The sequence below is a fragment of the Streptomyces phaeolivaceus genome, from assembly GCF_009184865.1.
In the GTDB taxonomy this organism is placed as follows: domain Bacteria; phylum Actinomycetota; class Actinomycetes; order Streptomycetales; family Streptomycetaceae; genus Streptomyces; species Streptomyces phaeolivaceus.
In genome coordinates this window covers 2,147,293-2,160,895 of the sequence record NZ_CP045096.1, presented here as the reverse complement: position 1 = coordinate 2,160,895, position 13,603 = coordinate 2,147,293, and the positions used below count along the sequence as shown (strand labels likewise).

Sequence of the window (13,603 nt, the reverse complement as noted above, 5' to 3'; positions counted from 1 at the left end):
TCCAGGAGGGGCGCCGTTGTTGTCTGCGCAACGTGTTCTCATCTCGCCCCCGCGTTGCTACGGTGCCGGACCTGACGAAGTATCAGTTCCCGTCGTGAGACCCGTAGTCGGGAGGTCCGTATGCGCGCCCTGATCGCCGTCGCGACCGGTCTCGTCCTCGCCCTCGCCCTGGCGTTCACCCTCACGGCCGTGGGCTCACCGACGGGTGAGACGTCCCCGAAGCCGTTGCTCACGACGATCCCCGCACATCCGTAGCCGCCAGGGAAGGAGGCCGAGATGCGCCGTAGGGCCGGTCTGATCCTGCTCGCGCTCGCCGTGTTCTTCACCGCGCTGTCCCCACTGCTGCGCTGGTACGTCTTCCCGAACCTGGCCAAGATCCCGGCGAACCAGTACCAGGACATGGTCCTGGAGGCGAAGGACGCCACCCTCCTCGACTACGCCACCATGACCGCCCGTACGGTTCCGAAGGTCACCATCGTGCAGACCCTCAAGGGCGATGTGGAGGCCTCCGAGGAGATCGAGAAGACCACCGACCGGGACGTCGTCGTCTGGGACGGCCTGTCGTACGTCCAGGGCCCGGACGGCGAGACGGTCTCCCGCATCCCAGAGCGGTACATCTTCGACGCCCACACCCAGGAACCCGTGCACGCCAAGGGCGAGACGGTCGACGGCGACCCCGTGAAGCGGGAGGGCCTGGAGTTCAAGTGGCCCTTCCTCACGGAGAAGAGGGACTACGAGTACTTCGACGCCCAGGCCCGGATCACCGCCCCCATCCACTACAAGGGCACCCAGGACTTCCGCGGCGTCGAGGTCTACTACTTCGAGCAGACCATCCCCTGGACCGAGGTGCCCTTCCCGCGCGTGATGCCCGTCGAGGGCATCACCCGGGAGACGGTCGCGCAGACCGGCACGACCCGCTGGTACACCACGGTCCGCAAGTTCTGGGTGGAACCCGTCACCGGCGCCCCCGTCTACGGCGAGGAGATCCACAAGGAGGAGCTCCGCGGCGGCACACTCCTGGGCGACCGCGAGAAGGTGACCGCCTTCGCCGGGCACGTGAAGATGCGCGAGGACTACATCGAGCACACCGTCGACCTGGTCGAGTCCCAGCGCCTCCTGGTCCTCCTCATGACCTCCTACCTGCCCTGGGGCTTCCTCGGCCTCGGCATCCTGCTCCTCGCGCTCTCCCTCTACGTCGAGGCCCGGGGCCGCCGCCCCGGCGAACCGGAGTCCAGCAGGCCCACGGAGACCGAGCCGGTCAACGCCTGAGCGGATCGACGCCCGAGCAGGTCGGTCCCCGAGCCGGTCAACGCCTGAGCCGCGCGTTCGTGTGCCGGGTCGCCTCGGCCGTCGCCGGGTCCTCGGGCCACGGATGCTTGGGATAGCGCCCGCGCAGCTCCGCCCGTACGGCCTTGTACCCGTCCCTCCAGAACGAGGCGAGGTCGGCGGTGACGGCGGCGGGCCGCCCGGCGGGCGACAGCAGATGCACCAGCACCGGCACCCCGGCCAGCACGGGCGACTCCCGCAGCCCGAACATCTCCTGCAGCTTCACCGCCAGCACCGGCTGCTCGGGCCGCGCGTAGTCGACCCGGATCCGGGACCCGCTCGGCACCTCGATCCGCTCGGGCGCCAGCTCGTCCAGCCGTACGGCGTCGCCCGTGGCCCACGGCAGCAGCCGCCGCAGCCCCTCCCCGGCGTCGATCCGCCCGAGGTCCGCCCGCCGCCGGGCCCGGCCCAACTCCGGCTCCAACCAGTCGTCCACGCGCGCGTGCAGGGCACCGTCGGACACCTCGGGCCACGGCTCGCCGAGCCGCTCCCGCAGGAACGCGAGCCGCTCCCGCAGCCGGGCCGCGTCCTCGGACCACCGCAACAGGCCGAGCCCCTCGGTCCGCAGCCCTTCCAGCAACGCCTCCCGTACGAGGCCGGGTGCCGCCTCCCGCAACGGCCGCACCGCCAACTCCACGGCCCCCAGCCGCTCCACCCGCCGGGCGACGACGTCCCCGTCCCGCCACGCGACCTCCTCCACCCGGCCGTACAGATTCCCGGCGGCCTCCCTCGCGACCCCCTCGTCCACGACGACCCCGAGCCGCACGCGCGCGTGCCCGGCGCCCACCGCCCGGTCGGCGACAGCCACGGCGATCCAGGGCACCCCGCGCAACGCGGACCCCTCCGGCACCTCGGCCCGAGTCCCGGAGACCATGAGATACGACCCCCCGTCCCGCTTTGCGACCCGCTCGGGAAACGCGAGCGCCACCACCACCCCGACCCGCCGATCCTCCCCGCCACCCTGCGGAGCATCACCGCACGGTTCGCCCGGTGGGGAGTCATGGGTGGATTGCGGGTGGGAAAGGGACCGCGCCGGAGGCGCGGGCGGTGATGCGGCCCGCAGACGCCGTGTCTCCGTGCGCCAGCGGGCCGCGTAGGCGTCACCACCGCGCCGGGCACGGCGCAGCGCGGCGGCCAGATCGTCGCCGTACTCCCGTGGCGGCTCCTCGCTCAGCAGCGCGACCACCTCCGCCGCGCGCTCCGCTCCGACCAGGGGCGTCGCGTCGAGGAGGGCGCGGGCCAGCCGGGGGTGCAGGCCCAGGCGGGACATCCGGGTGCCGCGTTCCGTGGCCCGCCCCGTGGCGGAGACCGCGCCGATCGCCGCGAGGACGCTCCGCGCCGCCGCCATCGCCCCGCCCGGCGGCGGGTCCAGCAGAGCGAGCCCGGTCCCCTCCGGATCGCCCCAGCACGCCGCCTGCAAGGCGAACGCCGTCAGGTCGGCCACCTTGATCTCCGGGGAGGGGAAGCGCGGCAGACGGGCGTCCTCGGCCTCCGCCCAGCAGCGGTAGACCGCGCCGGGAGCCTCGCGCCCCGCCCGCCCGGCCCGTTGCCGCCCGGCCGCCTGCGAGGCCCGTACCGTCGTCAGCGCGCTCAGCCCGCGCGCGTGGTCGACCCGTGGCTCCCGCGCGAGCCCGGAGTCCACGACCACCCGCACCCCGGGCACCGTCAGCGAGGACTCGGCCACCGAGGTCGCCAGGACCACCCGACGGCGCTCCCCGCCCGCCAGCACCGCGTCCTGCACGGCCGCCGGCGCCCGCCCGTGCACCTGGAGCACCTCCACGTCACCGAGATCCCCCAGCTGCCCGGCCACCCGCGCGATCTCGCCGACCCCCGGCAGGAAGCACAGGACGTCACCCTCCCGTTCGGCCAGCGCCCGCCGCACCACCGACGCCACATGCGTCAACGCCGCCGGGTCCACCCGCATCCCGTGCGGCGGCCGTACCGGACGGGCCGGCGGCGCCCACACGATCTCGACGGGGTACGACACCCCCTGCGCCGCGACCACCGGCGCCCCGCCCAGCAGCCGGGCCCAGCCCTGCGCGTCCGTCGTCGCCGACGCCGCCACCAGCCGCAGTTCGGGCCGCAGCGCCGCGCGTACGTCCAGGAGGAACGCCGCGACCGTGTCCGCGTCCAGATGCCGTTCATGGCACTCGTCGAGCACGACGACGTCGACGCCCGGCAACTCCTGGTCCCGCTGCAACCGTTGCAGCAGGACACCGGTCGTGACGACCTCCACGCGCGCGCGTGGACCGACGACCCGTTCGCCGCGCACGGTGTAGCCGACGCTCTCGCCGACCTTCTCGCCCAGCAGCCACGCCATCCGCCGTGCCGCCGCCCGCGCCGCGATCCGCCGTGGTTCGGCGACGACCACCCGCCGTACGGGGCCGCCGTCCAGCAGCCCCGCCAGGGCGAGCGGCACCAGCGTCGTCTTGCCCGTGCCGGGCGGCGCCACGAGGACGGCGGTGCCGTGCCCCTCCAGAGCGGTGTCCAGAGCGGGCAGGGCGCCGCGCACGGGCAGCGCGTCCAGGGCGTCGTAACGGATCACGCCCCCAGTGTGTCGCGTGCTCCCCTCAGTCCCGCTCGCACACGAAGATCGCCGTCCCGGGGATCAGGTTGCCGCGCAGCGGGGACCAGCCGCCCCACTCGGAGGTGTTCCAGGAGGGCCACTCCGGCTCCACCAGGTCGACCAGCCGGAAGCCCGCCGCCACGACGTCCCGGACGCGGTCGCCGATCGTGCGGTGGTGCTCGACGTAGACCGCGTTCCCCTTGTCGTCCTGCTCGACGTACGGCGTGCGGTCGAAGTAGGAGCCGGAGACGGTGAGGCCCTCGGGGCCGGGCTCGTCGGGGAAGGCCCAGCGGATCGGATGGGTCGCCGAGAAGACGAAACGGCCACCGGGGCGCAGCACTCGGCGGACCTCCCGCAGCACCCGCACGGGGTCGGCGACGAAGGGCAGCGCCCCGTACGCCGAGCACGCCAGGTCGAAGGAGGCGTCCGCGAACGGCAGATCACCGGCGTCGGCGCACACCAGGGGGAACGATCCGCCGATGCGCAGGGCGTGCTGCAGCTGGCGGTGGGAGAGGTCCAGGGCGACCGGGCGGGCACCCTGGGCGGCCAGCCAGCGCGCGCACTGCGCGGCACCGGCGCCGATCTCCAGGACGTCGCTGCCCTTCAACTCCTCGGGCGGCCCCAGCAGCTCCGCCTCCACCTCGTCGAGCCCTTCCGGACCCCAGACGAACCGGTCGTCGCCGAGGAACGTGCCGTGCTCGATCTGGTACTCGTCGGCGTTGCGGTCCCACCAGCCCCGGTTGGCCCGGGAACTCTCCGTCACCCCGGCGTCGCGCCGGGTGGCCTCCGCGTCGTCCGCCTCGGACGTGTCGCCGGCCCCGTGGACCGCGTCGGCTTCGTGGACATCGGGCTCTTGGATGATCGGCTCCCTCGTCGTACTCTTCCGTAACCTGCGTGGCGCGACCCGCTCCGGTGGTGTCACGAATGGGGTCTCCCAGGCCCGCGTGGCCTCAAGGGACAGGTTTTGTGCCGGGTATGCGGCGTTCCGCCCCGGGTGTGCGCCTTCGCGCATTGACCCTGCCTGGCTGCCCCCGTATGCTACAAGTTGCGCTGCGGGCCTGCGCACCTCAGACGTAGCAGGCTGCGCTCGCATCTGTCGTATGTCCCCTCGGTTTTCGAGGCGTCACCGGCTTTTTGCCTGGTGTGGCGCTTCCTTGGCTGTCCGGCCTTCTTCAGAGCGACACGGGCTCCCGGCGTAGCAGTACCTACGACTTCAATGTCCGTACCGGAGCCCTTTCCCACATGACGAGCAGCACCGAGACCACCGCCACCACCCCGCAGGTTGCGGTCAACGACATCGGTAACGAGGAAGCCTTCCTCGCCGCGATCGACGAGACGATCAAGTACTTCAACGACGGCGACATCGTCGACGGCGTCATCGTGAAGGTCGACCGGGACGAGGTCCTGCTCGACATCGGTTACAAGACCGAAGGTGTCATCCCGAGCCGCGAGCTCTCGATCAAGCACGACGTCGACCCGAACGAGGTCGTCAAGGTCGGCGACGAGATCGAAGCCCTTGTTCTCCAGAAGGAGGACAAGGAAGGCCGCCTGATCCTCTCGAAGAAGCGCGCCCAGTACGAGCGCGCCTGGGGCACCATCGAGAAGATCAAGGAAGAGGACGGCATCGTCACCGGTACCGTCATCGAGGTCGTCAAGGGTGGACTCATCCTCGACATCGGCCTCCGTGGCTTCCTGCCGGCCTCCCTCGTCGAGATGCGCCGTGTCCGCGACCTCCAGCCCTACGTGGGCAAGGAGCTCGAGGCCAAGATCATCGAGCTGGACAAGAACCGCAACAACGTGGTCCTGTCCCGCCGCGCCTGGCTGGAGCAGACCCAGAGCGAGGTCCGCCAGACCTTCCTCACGACCCTGCAGAAGGGCCAGGTCCGCTCCGGCGTCGTCTCCTCGATCGTCAACTTCGGTGCGTTCGTGGACCTCGGCGGCGTCGACGGTCTCGTCCACGTCTCCGAGCTCTCCTGGAAGCACATCGACCACCCCTCCGAGGTCGTCGAGGTCGGCCAGGAGGTCACGGTCGAGGTCCTCGACGTCGACATGGACCGCGAGCGCGTCTCCCTGTCGCTGAAGGCGACCCAGGAGGACCCGTGGCAGCAGTTCGCCCGCACGCACCAGATCGGGCAGGTCGTTCCCGGTAAGGTCACCAAGCTCGTTCCCTTCGGCGCGTTCGTGCGCGTCGACGAGGGCATCGAGGGTCTGGTCCACATCTCCGAGCTGGCCGAGCGCCACGTGGAGATCCCGGAGCAGGTCGTCCAGGTCAACGACGAGATCTTCGTCAAGGTCATCGACATCGACCTCGAGCGCCGCCGCATCAGCCTCTCGCTGAAGCAGGCCAACGAGTCCTTCGGTGCCGACCCGGCCTCGGTCGAGTTCGACCCGACCCTGTACGGCATGGCCGCGTCCTACGACGACCAGGGCAACTACATCTACCCCGAGGGCTTCGACCCCGAGACCAACGACTGGCTCGAGGGCTACGAGACCCAGCGCGAGGCTTGGGAGGGCCAGTACGCCGAGGCGCAGCAGCGCTTCGAGCAGCACCAGGCCCAGGTCATCAAGTCCCGCGAGGCCGACGCCGCTGCCGCGGCCGAGGGCGGCGACGCCGCGGGTGCGGCTCCGGCCGCGGGTGGTGGCTCGTACTCCTCCGAGGGTGCGGACACCTCCGGCGCCCTGGCTTCGGACGAGGCCCTGGCGGCTCTCCGCGAGAAGCTGGCCGGCGGCCAGAGCTGAGCACTCACGGCTGACCGTTAGCCGATGACGCTTGAGGGCCCGCACCCTTCTGGGTGCGGGCCCTCAGTGCTGCTCCGGGGGCGCGGGCCCTCACGGGCGAGCAGCCGACGGCGGTTTCCGCGCGGAGGGACCGGCCGGTGGCGCGGGGGCGTTTGTTCGGGACGACGGGCGCACTGGGGCTCGCGCCCACAGCGGAAGCCGCCCGGCGCGCACGGGCCCCACCGCGCGCCCCGGAAGGGCGACTTCACGCTCCGTGGACGCGGAGTGCTGGTCGGCGACTACAACTTCGGTGCCACGCCCGACTCCTGCGCTCGGATCGCGCCCCGGGAGCGCGAACGGCGCGCGGTGGCCGCGGGGGTGGGGATCCACGGCGCCAAGTACCGCACGGAGCCGGCGTCCTCGTTCTCCCACCACCGGCGCCGGACACCCCATGTGGAGGCCGCCCGGAACTCCGTCCCCGGCGGACCCGACCACCGCCGCCACAAACCGCTCGCCGTGACCGCGCTCCACGCGCGCGTGGAGCGCGCATGCGGCGGTCGTGACGGGCGCGGGCCGTATTCGTGAAGCGGTTTCCGGGAATGCCCGGCCACCGTTCCGCGTTGTGGAGGAGGAACACGAGGAGGAGCGGTCACAGTGCTTGATCCGCAGGGTTTGTACGCATGGGAGCCGAAGGGCCTGGCAGTCGTCGACATGGCGCTCGCCCAGGAGTCGGCGGGACTTGTCATGCTCTACCACTTCGACGGATACATCGACGCGGGTGAGACGGGCGACCAGATCGTCGAACGACTGCTCGGCTCACTGCCCCACCAGGTGGTGGCCCGCTTCGACCACGACCGGCTCGTGGACTACCGCGCGCGGCGCCCGCTGCTCACGTTCAAGCGCGACCGCTGGACCGCTTACGAGGAGCCGACGCTCGACGTACGGCTCGTCCAGGACGCCACCGGAGCACCCTTCCTGCTGCTGTCGGGCCCCGAGCCGGACGTCGAGTGGGAGCGCTTCGCCGCCGCCGTCCGGCAGATCGTGGAACGGCTCGGCGTGCGCCTGTCGGTGAACTTCCACGGCATCCCCATGGGCGTCCCGCACACCCGCCCCGTCGGCCTCACCCCGCACGGCAACCGCGCCGAGCTGGTCCCCGGCCACCGCAGCCCCTTCGAGGAGGCCCAGGTACCCGGCAGCGCCGAGTCCCTCCTGGAGTACCGCCTCATGGAGGCCGGACACGACGTGCTGGGCGTCGCCGCGCACGTGCCGCACTACATCGCCCGCTCGCCCTACCCGGACGCCGCCCTGACCGTCCTGGAGGCCGTCACGGCGGCCACCGGGCTGGTGCTGCCCGCCGTCGCGCACGCGCTGCGCACGGAGGCGCACCGCACACAGACGGAGATCGACCGGCAGATCCGCGAGGGCGACGAGGAACTGGTCGCCCTGGTGCAGGGCCTTGAGCACCAGTACGACGCGGCGGCGGGCGCCGAGACACGGGGCAACATGCTTGCCGAGCCCGTCGACATCCCGTCCGCGGACGAGATCGGGCGCGAGTTCGAGAAGTTCCTGGCGGAGCGTGAGGGCGACGGCTGAGACCGGGTCCGGAGAGCTGGAATCCGGAGAGCTGGAATCCGGAGAGCTGGAATCCGGAGGACCGGGGTCTGTGAGGACCGGGATTCGTCGGTGGGCCCTGTGGCGGTGTCAGTGGCAGGGCCTAAGCTGCCGGGCATGCTGAAACTGGGTCTCACCGGCGGAATCGGCGCCGGCAAGAGCGAGGTGTCGCGGCTGCTCGTGGAGTGCGGCGCCGTGCTGATCGACGCCGACCGCATCGCACGCGAGGTCGTCGCACCGGGCACCCCCGGGCTCGCGGCGGTCGTCGACACCTTCGGCGAGGGCGTGCTCGCCGAGGACGGCAGCCTGGACCGGCCGAAGCTCGGCTCCCTCGTCTTCGCCGACCCCGAGAAGCTCGCCGCGCTGAACGCGATCGTGCACCCCCTGGTGGGCGCCCGCTCCAGAGAGCTGGAGAACGCCGCCGCCGAGGACTCCGTCGTCGTCCACGACGTCCCCCTGCTCGCCGAGAACGGACTCGCCCCGCTGTACGACCTGGTGGTCGTCGTGGACGTGGCCCCCGAGACCCAGCTCGACCGCCTCGTCCGCCTGCGCGGCATGACCGAGGAGGACGCCCGCGCGCGCATGGCCGCCCAGGCCACCCGCGAGAAGCGGCGGGAGATCGCGGACATCGTCATCGACAACGACGTTCCCCTGGACGACCTGCGCAGACGCGTGCGGGACGTCTGGGCGGACCTCGTACGACGGGCACACGCGCCCCGGGAGCGGTCCGAACACACACAGGAATAGCGGGGTCGCAGGGGGCGTTGAACCCTCGCAGCAAGGGAAGGACTCAGCCGTGCCCGAGACCAGCGGTTCCACCGGACGTAGCCCTCAGACGCATGTCATCGACTTCCGCGCCGCCGAGCAACTGCTCGCCGCGCGCGATCCGCGGGGCGCGGTCAAGCTGCTCGACCGGGTCATAGCCGAGCACCCCGAGAACACGGCGGCCCGGCTGCTGCGCGCCCGCGCCTTCTTCGCGGCGGCCCAACTGCGCCCGGCCGAGCTGGAGTTCACCATCGTCCTGGAGCGCGAGCCGGACAACGCGTTCGCGCACTTCGCCCTCGCGCGCACCTACCAGCGCCAGGCCCGCGACGACCAGGCCAAGCGCCACTTCCGGCTGGCTGCGGCCCTGGACCCGAACCCGGAGTACCTGGAAGCGGCACGCTTCGATTCCTGACGGCCGCGCGGGGGCGCTCGCTACGGGTGGCGGTGCCTCGGCGGCTGGTACGGCGGGACGTCCCGGCCCGGCTGGTAGTGCGGGCCCTGGCGGATGTGGCGTACGACCATGACCAGGTCGACGGTGACGATCAGCCACAGCACCCCGCAGGCGACGGCCCACCCGGGGCGGCCGACGAGCACGAAGGCCGCAGTCCCGGCGATCGCCCAGATCAGACCCCATACGCTCAGCCAGAGCCGCATCCGCAGAGGACTGCGCGCTGTCGTCGGTTCACTGCCGGTACGCATCGGATCTCCTCCTCGCCCTACTCGGAAACGTACTCCCCGCCCCGTACGTTCTCCAGGGGACCGATGCGGTGCGACGGGGGAGGGACGATGCTGCTGGACGCGGTGCGGGCGGACGAGAGGCTCGCCGACTGGCTGAAGGGCCTGGAGGAGAGCGAGAGCACCCGGGAGCGCGCCTCGGGCGGTGCCCGGGGCGGTTCCCTCAGCGGCTTCCCGGGGGCGGAGGCGCGGCTGCCGGACGTGCCGGTCGTGCCGGACGGCGACGAGCTGCTGGACGCGCTGGTGGACCTCGCCGTGCCGTTCGAGGACATCAACGACCTGATCGCGCTGCGCCGCACACTGGCCGCCGACGAGGGCGCCACCTGGCTGCTCGGCCGGTGCGCCGACGGTCTCGTGCGGGACATGGGGAGGATCGGCAAGGGGCTGCGGCTGCTGCCGCTCCCCCTGGAGTCGGGCCCGCTCGGCCGCTACTTTCATGTGTACGCCTTCGTCGCCGCCCTGCCGTACGTGCGCGCCCACCACCGCGAGCGCGGCATCCCCGACGACATCTCCCGGCGCACCCTGGCGGACCTCGGCCGGGGCCTGGTGCTGCACCGCCGGGCGTACGGCGTGGGCGGGCTGATGGCGCCGACCTGGTTCTCGCTGCACTTCCACGGGGAACTGTTCCAGCTCGGCCGGCTGCAGTACCAGCGGTCACGGGTCGGCGGCCGGGAGGGCGTCGCGCTGGCGGCGGCGGGTCTGCCGCTGCGGCCCGGGGACCTCTGTCTCGACCTGCACATTCCCGACTACGCGGGACCGCTGACACCCGCCGCGTGCGACCGGTCGCTGGCGGCGGCCCATGACTTCTTCGCGCGGCACTACCCGCAGGAGCGCTACACGGCGGGCTGCTGCCACTCCTGGCTCCTCGATCCTCAGTTGAAGAGGTATCTGCCGGCGGACGCCAACATCGTCCGGTTCCAGGAGCGGTTCCGGACCACCTGCGGCACCGGCGAACCCGAGGACCACCTGCCGATCCGCTTCGTGTTCGGGGACCCGGACCTGCCGGTGGAGACACTGCCGCGCCGGACGCGCCTCGAACGGGCCGTGGCCGACCATCTGCGGGCCGGTGGGCACTGGTACAGCGGGCATGGGTGGTTCGCTTGGTGAGGTGCACTCGGGCTCGTCGGCATGAGCGGCCCGGGGCACGCAGGTTCACCCCATCGAGTGCGGCGTGACAGGAACGGCCCTTGTCCGTCCGGCCGTTGGACGGATATGAGCATTCAGATGCGTGAGGGACACGAGGGGACCGGACCCGGCGCGATCACCCCGGACGGCTGCGCGGTCGAGTTGTACGCGCGACTGCCGGTGGGCGACGAGCCGGAGGTGATCGCGGGCGTCGCGCCCGCGGGCGCGGGCATTCTCGAACTGGGCAGCGGGGTGGGCCGGATGACCCACCCCCTGATCGAGCGGGGGTTCACCGTCACGGCCGTCGACGAGTCGGCGGAGATGCTGGAGCGGGTGCGCGGGGCCCGTACGATATGCGCCCCGATCGAGGGGCTCGACCTGGGCGAGACGTTCGACGTGGTCATGCTCGCGTCGTTCCTCGTCCACACCGGGGATCCCGAGGAGCGGCGCGCCCTGCTCGCGACCTGTCTACGGCATGTCGCGGACGACGGCTTCGTGCTGATCCAGCGCGAGGGGGAGGACTACCACACGAACGTGCCCCGGGAGCGGGTCGACCCCCGTGGCTTCACCGTCCGCATAGCGTCGACCGAACCGGTCGGGGACGGGGTCAACTCGGTGTTCGTGGAGTACATCTTCCCGGACGGCGAGTGGACCCAGACGTTCCGGGCGCGACCACTGACCAAGGAGCAGTTCGAGGACGCGTTGGGGGAGGCGGGGCTGAAGGTGGACCGGTATCTGACGGAGGACCGGATCTGGGTGAAGGCGGTGCCGTCGGCATGAGCGCGTGAAATCCCGGCGGACGGCGATGAGTTCGAGGGAGTGGCCCGGTCTACCTCTGTGACAGCACCACCGAACCGCTTCACACAGGAGATGCCATGTCCGAGACCACCGCTCCCGTCACCCGCGTCGCCTCGCCCGCCGGCCCGAAGGGCACCACGCGCGGCAGGGGCGCCCGGATCTCGCTGCGCGCGCTGCAGATCGTGATCGCGCTGTTCTACGCGTTCGCGAGCGCGCTGCCCAAGCTGATCGCGCACCCGTCGGCCGTCGAGTCCTTCGACACGCTCGGCTGGGGCAGCGCCGGGATGTACACCATCGGCGCGCTCGAACTGGCGGGTGCCATAGGGCTGTTGATCCCCGCGCTGGCCTCGGTCGCGGCGGTGTCGCTGAGTGCGCTGATGGTGGGCGCGTTCATCACCCAGATCACCGCGTTCGACGGGGAGCACGCGGCGACACCGCTCATTCTGATCGTTCCGCTCGCCCTGATCGCCTGGGTGCGACGCGAGGACGTGACAGGGCTGACGAAGTTCGTACGACGGGAGGCGTGAGCGCCGCTGCCGCGATGCGCACGCGGTCGGCTAGGTGGGGCGGCGTTGGCGTTCGGCGTTGGCGGACTCGGCCAGGCCGCGGAGGCGTTCCAGGTCGCGGCGGTCGCGTTTGGTGGGGCGGCCGGTGCCCCGGTCGCGGATGCCGGCGGGGGCGGTGGCCTCGCGGGGCGGGGGCGGCGGGGAGTTGTCCACGTAGCACTCGACGGCGACGGGCGCGCCGACCCGCTTGCGGATCAGACGCTTGACGACGACGATCCGCTCGTGGCCGGCGGCCTGCCGCAGTCGCACCTCGTCGCCGACGCGCAGCGCGTACGCGGGCTTGACGCGTTCGCCGTTGACACGGACGTGGCCGCCCCGGCAGGCGGTGGCGCCCGCCGAACGGGTCTTGACCAGGCGGACGGACCAGATCCAGCTGTCGACGCGCACGGTCTCGCCGCTCGCCGGGCGGGCGGCCTCGGCGGACGCCGCCGGCGACCCGTCGGAGCCCCGGTCCGTGGTGGCCGGACCGTCCGTCCGCTCCTCCGTACCTTCAGAAGCCATGCCTCGACCTTAGCTCCCCGGCCGGACCGACACGGGCCTTCCCTCGGTCTTCCGCCAGCCTTCGACCGGCCTCCCTCGGCCCTCCCTCGGTTCTCCTGGGGAGGCGATCGCCGGACGTACCGTGGAGACATGGGCGGCGGCAGTGGTGGTGACGGCGAGGGCTTCGTCGAGGGCGGTGGCGAGGGCGGTGGGAGCGCCGGGCTGGCCGCGCTCGACGCGCGGATCGCCGGGTGCCGGGCCTGTCCCCGGCTGGTCGAGTGGCGGGAGGAGGTGGCGCGGACCAAGCGTGCCGCGTTCGCCGACCAGGAGTACTGGGGGCGGCCGGTGCCGGGCTTCGGGCCGTCCGACGCCGCCCTGCTGATCGTCGGGCTCGCGCCCGCCGCGCACGGGGCGAACCGGACGGGGCGGATGTTCACCGGCGACCGCTCGGGCGACGTGCTGTACGCGGCGCTGCACGAGGTGGGCCTGGCCTCGCGCGGCACCGCGGTCGCCCTGGACGACGGGCTGGAGCTGTACGGCGTACGGATCACCTCCCCCGTGCACTGCGCGCCGCCCGCCAACAAGCCGACGCCCGAGGAGCGCGACATTTGTCGGCCCTGGCTGGTCCGGGAGTTGGAGCTGCTGCGGCCCACGCTGCGGGCGCTGGTCGTGCTCGGCGCCTTCGGCTGGCAGGCCACGCTGCCCGCGCTCGCCGAGGCCGGTCTGCACGTCCCCCGGCCACGGCCCGCCTTCGGCCACGGCACCCATGTACCGCTCGACGGGCTCGACCTCTTCGGCTGCTTCCATGTGAGCCAGCGCAACACCTTCACCGGCCGCCTGACCCCCGCCATGCTGCGTGAGGTCCTGCGTACGGCGGCGAAGGCGGCGGGGCTGGACGTCACCTCGTAGCCGA

Annotated in this window: 15 protein-coding genes; 11 read left to right on the top strand and 4 right to left on the bottom strand. The window is 72.2% G+C overall.

Annotation, left to right across the window (positions count from 1 at the left end):
• Positions 1-120 precede the first annotated feature (120 nt).
• Positions 121-255 (top strand): SPW_0924 family protein, encoded by a 135-nt coding sequence (locus F9278_RS10200; RefSeq protein ID WP_152168024.1) that lies wholly within the window; start codon positions 121-123, stop codon positions 253-255.
• A 21-nt stretch (positions 256-276) separates the two neighbouring features.
• Entirely contained in the window at positions 277-1,269 is a 993-nt protein-coding gene (locus tag F9278_RS10195; RefSeq protein WP_152168023.1) for a DUF3068 domain-containing protein, read from the top strand.
• 37 nt (positions 1,270-1,306) lie between these two features.
• Here F9278_RS10195 and hrpB read toward each other — a convergent pair whose 3' ends face one another.
• Together hrpB and F9278_RS10185 are read right to left on the bottom strand one after the other, a co-directional pair.
• Positions 1,307-3,871, bottom strand: a complete 2,565-nt coding sequence (gene hrpB / locus F9278_RS10190; RefSeq protein ID WP_152168022.1) for an ATP-dependent helicase HrpB — start codon at positions 3,869-3,871, stop codon at positions 1,307-1,309.
• A gap of 25 nt (positions 3,872-3,896) precedes the next feature.
• Positions 3,897-4,814 (bottom strand): class I SAM-dependent methyltransferase, encoded by a 918-nt coding sequence (locus F9278_RS10185; RefSeq protein ID WP_193241421.1) that lies wholly within the window; start codon positions 4,812-4,814, stop codon positions 3,897-3,899.
• A 320-nt stretch (positions 4,815-5,134) separates the two neighbouring features.
• On the opposite strand from F9278_RS10185, the gene rpsA reads away from it, so the two are divergent.
• The 5 genes from rpsA to F9278_RS10160 all read left to right on the top strand — a co-directional run bounded on the left by rpsA (position 5,135) and on the right by F9278_RS10160 (position 9,398).
• Positions 5,135-6,631 carry a 30S ribosomal protein S1 gene (rpsA, locus tag F9278_RS10180; protein WP_045555221.1) on the top strand — a complete coding sequence of 499 codons (1,497 nt, stop codon included), beginning with the start codon at positions 5,135-5,137 and terminating at the stop codon, positions 6,629-6,631.
• A gap of 264 nt (positions 6,632-6,895) precedes the next feature.
• Positions 6,896-7,195 (top strand): hypothetical protein, encoded by a 300-nt coding sequence (locus F9278_RS10175; RefSeq protein ID WP_152168021.1) that lies wholly within the window; start codon positions 6,896-6,898, stop codon positions 7,193-7,195.
• 69 nt (positions 7,196-7,264) lie between these two features.
• Positions 7,265-8,203: a PAC2 family protein gene (locus F9278_RS10170; RefSeq protein WP_152168020.1), complete on the top strand. Its 939-nt coding sequence runs from the start codon at positions 7,265-7,267 to the stop codon at positions 8,201-8,203.
• Between the two features lie 135 nt (positions 8,204-8,338).
• Positions 8,339-8,968: a dephospho-CoA kinase gene (coaE, locus tag F9278_RS10165; RefSeq protein WP_152168019.1), complete on the top strand. Its 630-nt coding sequence runs from the start codon at positions 8,339-8,341 to the stop codon at positions 8,966-8,968.
• A gap of 49 nt (positions 8,969-9,017) precedes the next feature.
• On the top strand, positions 9,018-9,398 hold the full coding sequence (locus F9278_RS10160; protein ID WP_152168018.1) for a tetratricopeptide repeat protein: 381 nt from the start codon (positions 9,018-9,020) through the stop codon (positions 9,396-9,398).
• Between the two features lie 20 nt (positions 9,399-9,418).
• Here F9278_RS10160 and F9278_RS10155 read toward each other — a convergent pair whose 3' ends face one another.
• Positions 9,419-9,685, bottom strand: a complete 267-nt coding sequence (locus F9278_RS10155; RefSeq protein WP_152168017.1) for a DUF6343 family protein — start codon at positions 9,683-9,685, stop codon at positions 9,419-9,421.
• 87 nt (positions 9,686-9,772) lie between these two features.
• Between F9278_RS10155 and F9278_RS10150 the strand changes: the two genes are divergently transcribed.
• The 3 genes from F9278_RS10150 (at position 9,773) to F9278_RS10140 (ending at position 12,171) form a co-directional block, all read left to right on the top strand.
• The gene (locus F9278_RS10150; protein WP_152168016.1) at positions 9,773-10,828 is read left to right on the top strand and encodes an acyltransferase domain-containing protein; all 1,056 of its coding nucleotides are present in this window, start codon (positions 9,773-9,775) and stop codon (positions 10,826-10,828) included.
• A gap of 105 nt (positions 10,829-10,933) precedes the next feature.
• On the top strand, positions 10,934-11,626 hold the full coding sequence (locus F9278_RS10145; protein ID WP_152168015.1) for a class I SAM-dependent methyltransferase: 693 nt from the start codon (positions 10,934-10,936) through the stop codon (positions 11,624-11,626).
• Between the two features lie 95 nt (positions 11,627-11,721).
• On the top strand, positions 11,722-12,171 hold the full coding sequence (locus F9278_RS10140; RefSeq protein WP_152168014.1) for a DoxX family protein: 450 nt from the start codon (positions 11,722-11,724) through the stop codon (positions 12,169-12,171).
• A gap of 30 nt (positions 12,172-12,201) precedes the next feature.
• On the opposite strand, the gene F9278_RS10135 is transcribed toward F9278_RS10140, so the two are convergent.
• Positions 12,202-12,711, bottom strand: coding sequence for an RNA-binding S4 domain-containing protein (locus tag F9278_RS10135; RefSeq protein ID WP_152168013.1), 510 nt, complete (start codon positions 12,709-12,711; stop codon positions 12,202-12,204).
• 129 nt (positions 12,712-12,840) lie between these two features.
• On the opposite strand from F9278_RS10135, the gene F9278_RS10130 reads away from it, so the two are divergent.
• Complete coding sequence (locus F9278_RS10130; protein ID WP_152168012.1) at positions 12,841-13,599, top strand: uracil-DNA glycosylase; 759 nt, start codon at positions 12,841-12,843, stop codon at positions 13,597-13,599.
• Positions 13,600-13,603: the final 4 nt, after the last annotated feature.

Excerpts from the sequence above, each read along its gene's own strand:
- rpsA (WP_045555221.1), top strand. The coding sequence starts at position 5,135 with ATGACGAGCAGCACCGAGACCACCGCCACCACCCCGCAGGTTGCGGTC.
- F9278_RS10150 (WP_152168016.1), top strand. The coding sequence starts at position 9,773 with ATGCTGCTGGACGCGGTGCGGGCGGACGAGAGGCTCGCCGACTGGCTG.
- F9278_RS10195 (WP_152168023.1), top strand. The coding sequence starts at position 277 with ATGCGCCGTAGGGCCGGTCTGATCCTGCTCGCGCTCGCCGTGTTCTTC.
- coaE (WP_152168019.1), top strand. The coding sequence starts at position 8,339 with ATGCTGAAACTGGGTCTCACCGGCGGAATCGGCGCCGGCAAGAGCGAG.
- F9278_RS10155 (WP_152168017.1), bottom strand. The coding sequence starts at position 9,685 with ATGCGTACCGGCAGTGAACCGACGACAGCGCGCAGTCCTCTGCGGATG.
- F9278_RS10135 (WP_152168013.1), bottom strand. The coding sequence starts at position 12,711 with ATGGCTTCTGAAGGTACGGAGGAGCGGACGGACGGTCCGGCCACCACG.
- F9278_RS10140 (WP_152168014.1), top strand. The coding sequence starts at position 11,722 with ATGTCCGAGACCACCGCTCCCGTCACCCGCGTCGCCTCGCCCGCCGGC.
- F9278_RS10145 (WP_152168015.1), top strand. The coding sequence starts at position 10,934 with ATGAGCATTCAGATGCGTGAGGGACACGAGGGGACCGGACCCGGCGCG.
- F9278_RS10200 (WP_152168024.1), top strand. The coding sequence starts at position 121 with ATGCGCGCCCTGATCGCCGTCGCGACCGGTCTCGTCCTCGCCCTCGCC.
- F9278_RS10130 (WP_152168012.1), top strand. The coding sequence starts at position 12,841 with ATGGGCGGCGGCAGTGGTGGTGACGGCGAGGGCTTCGTCGAGGGCGGT.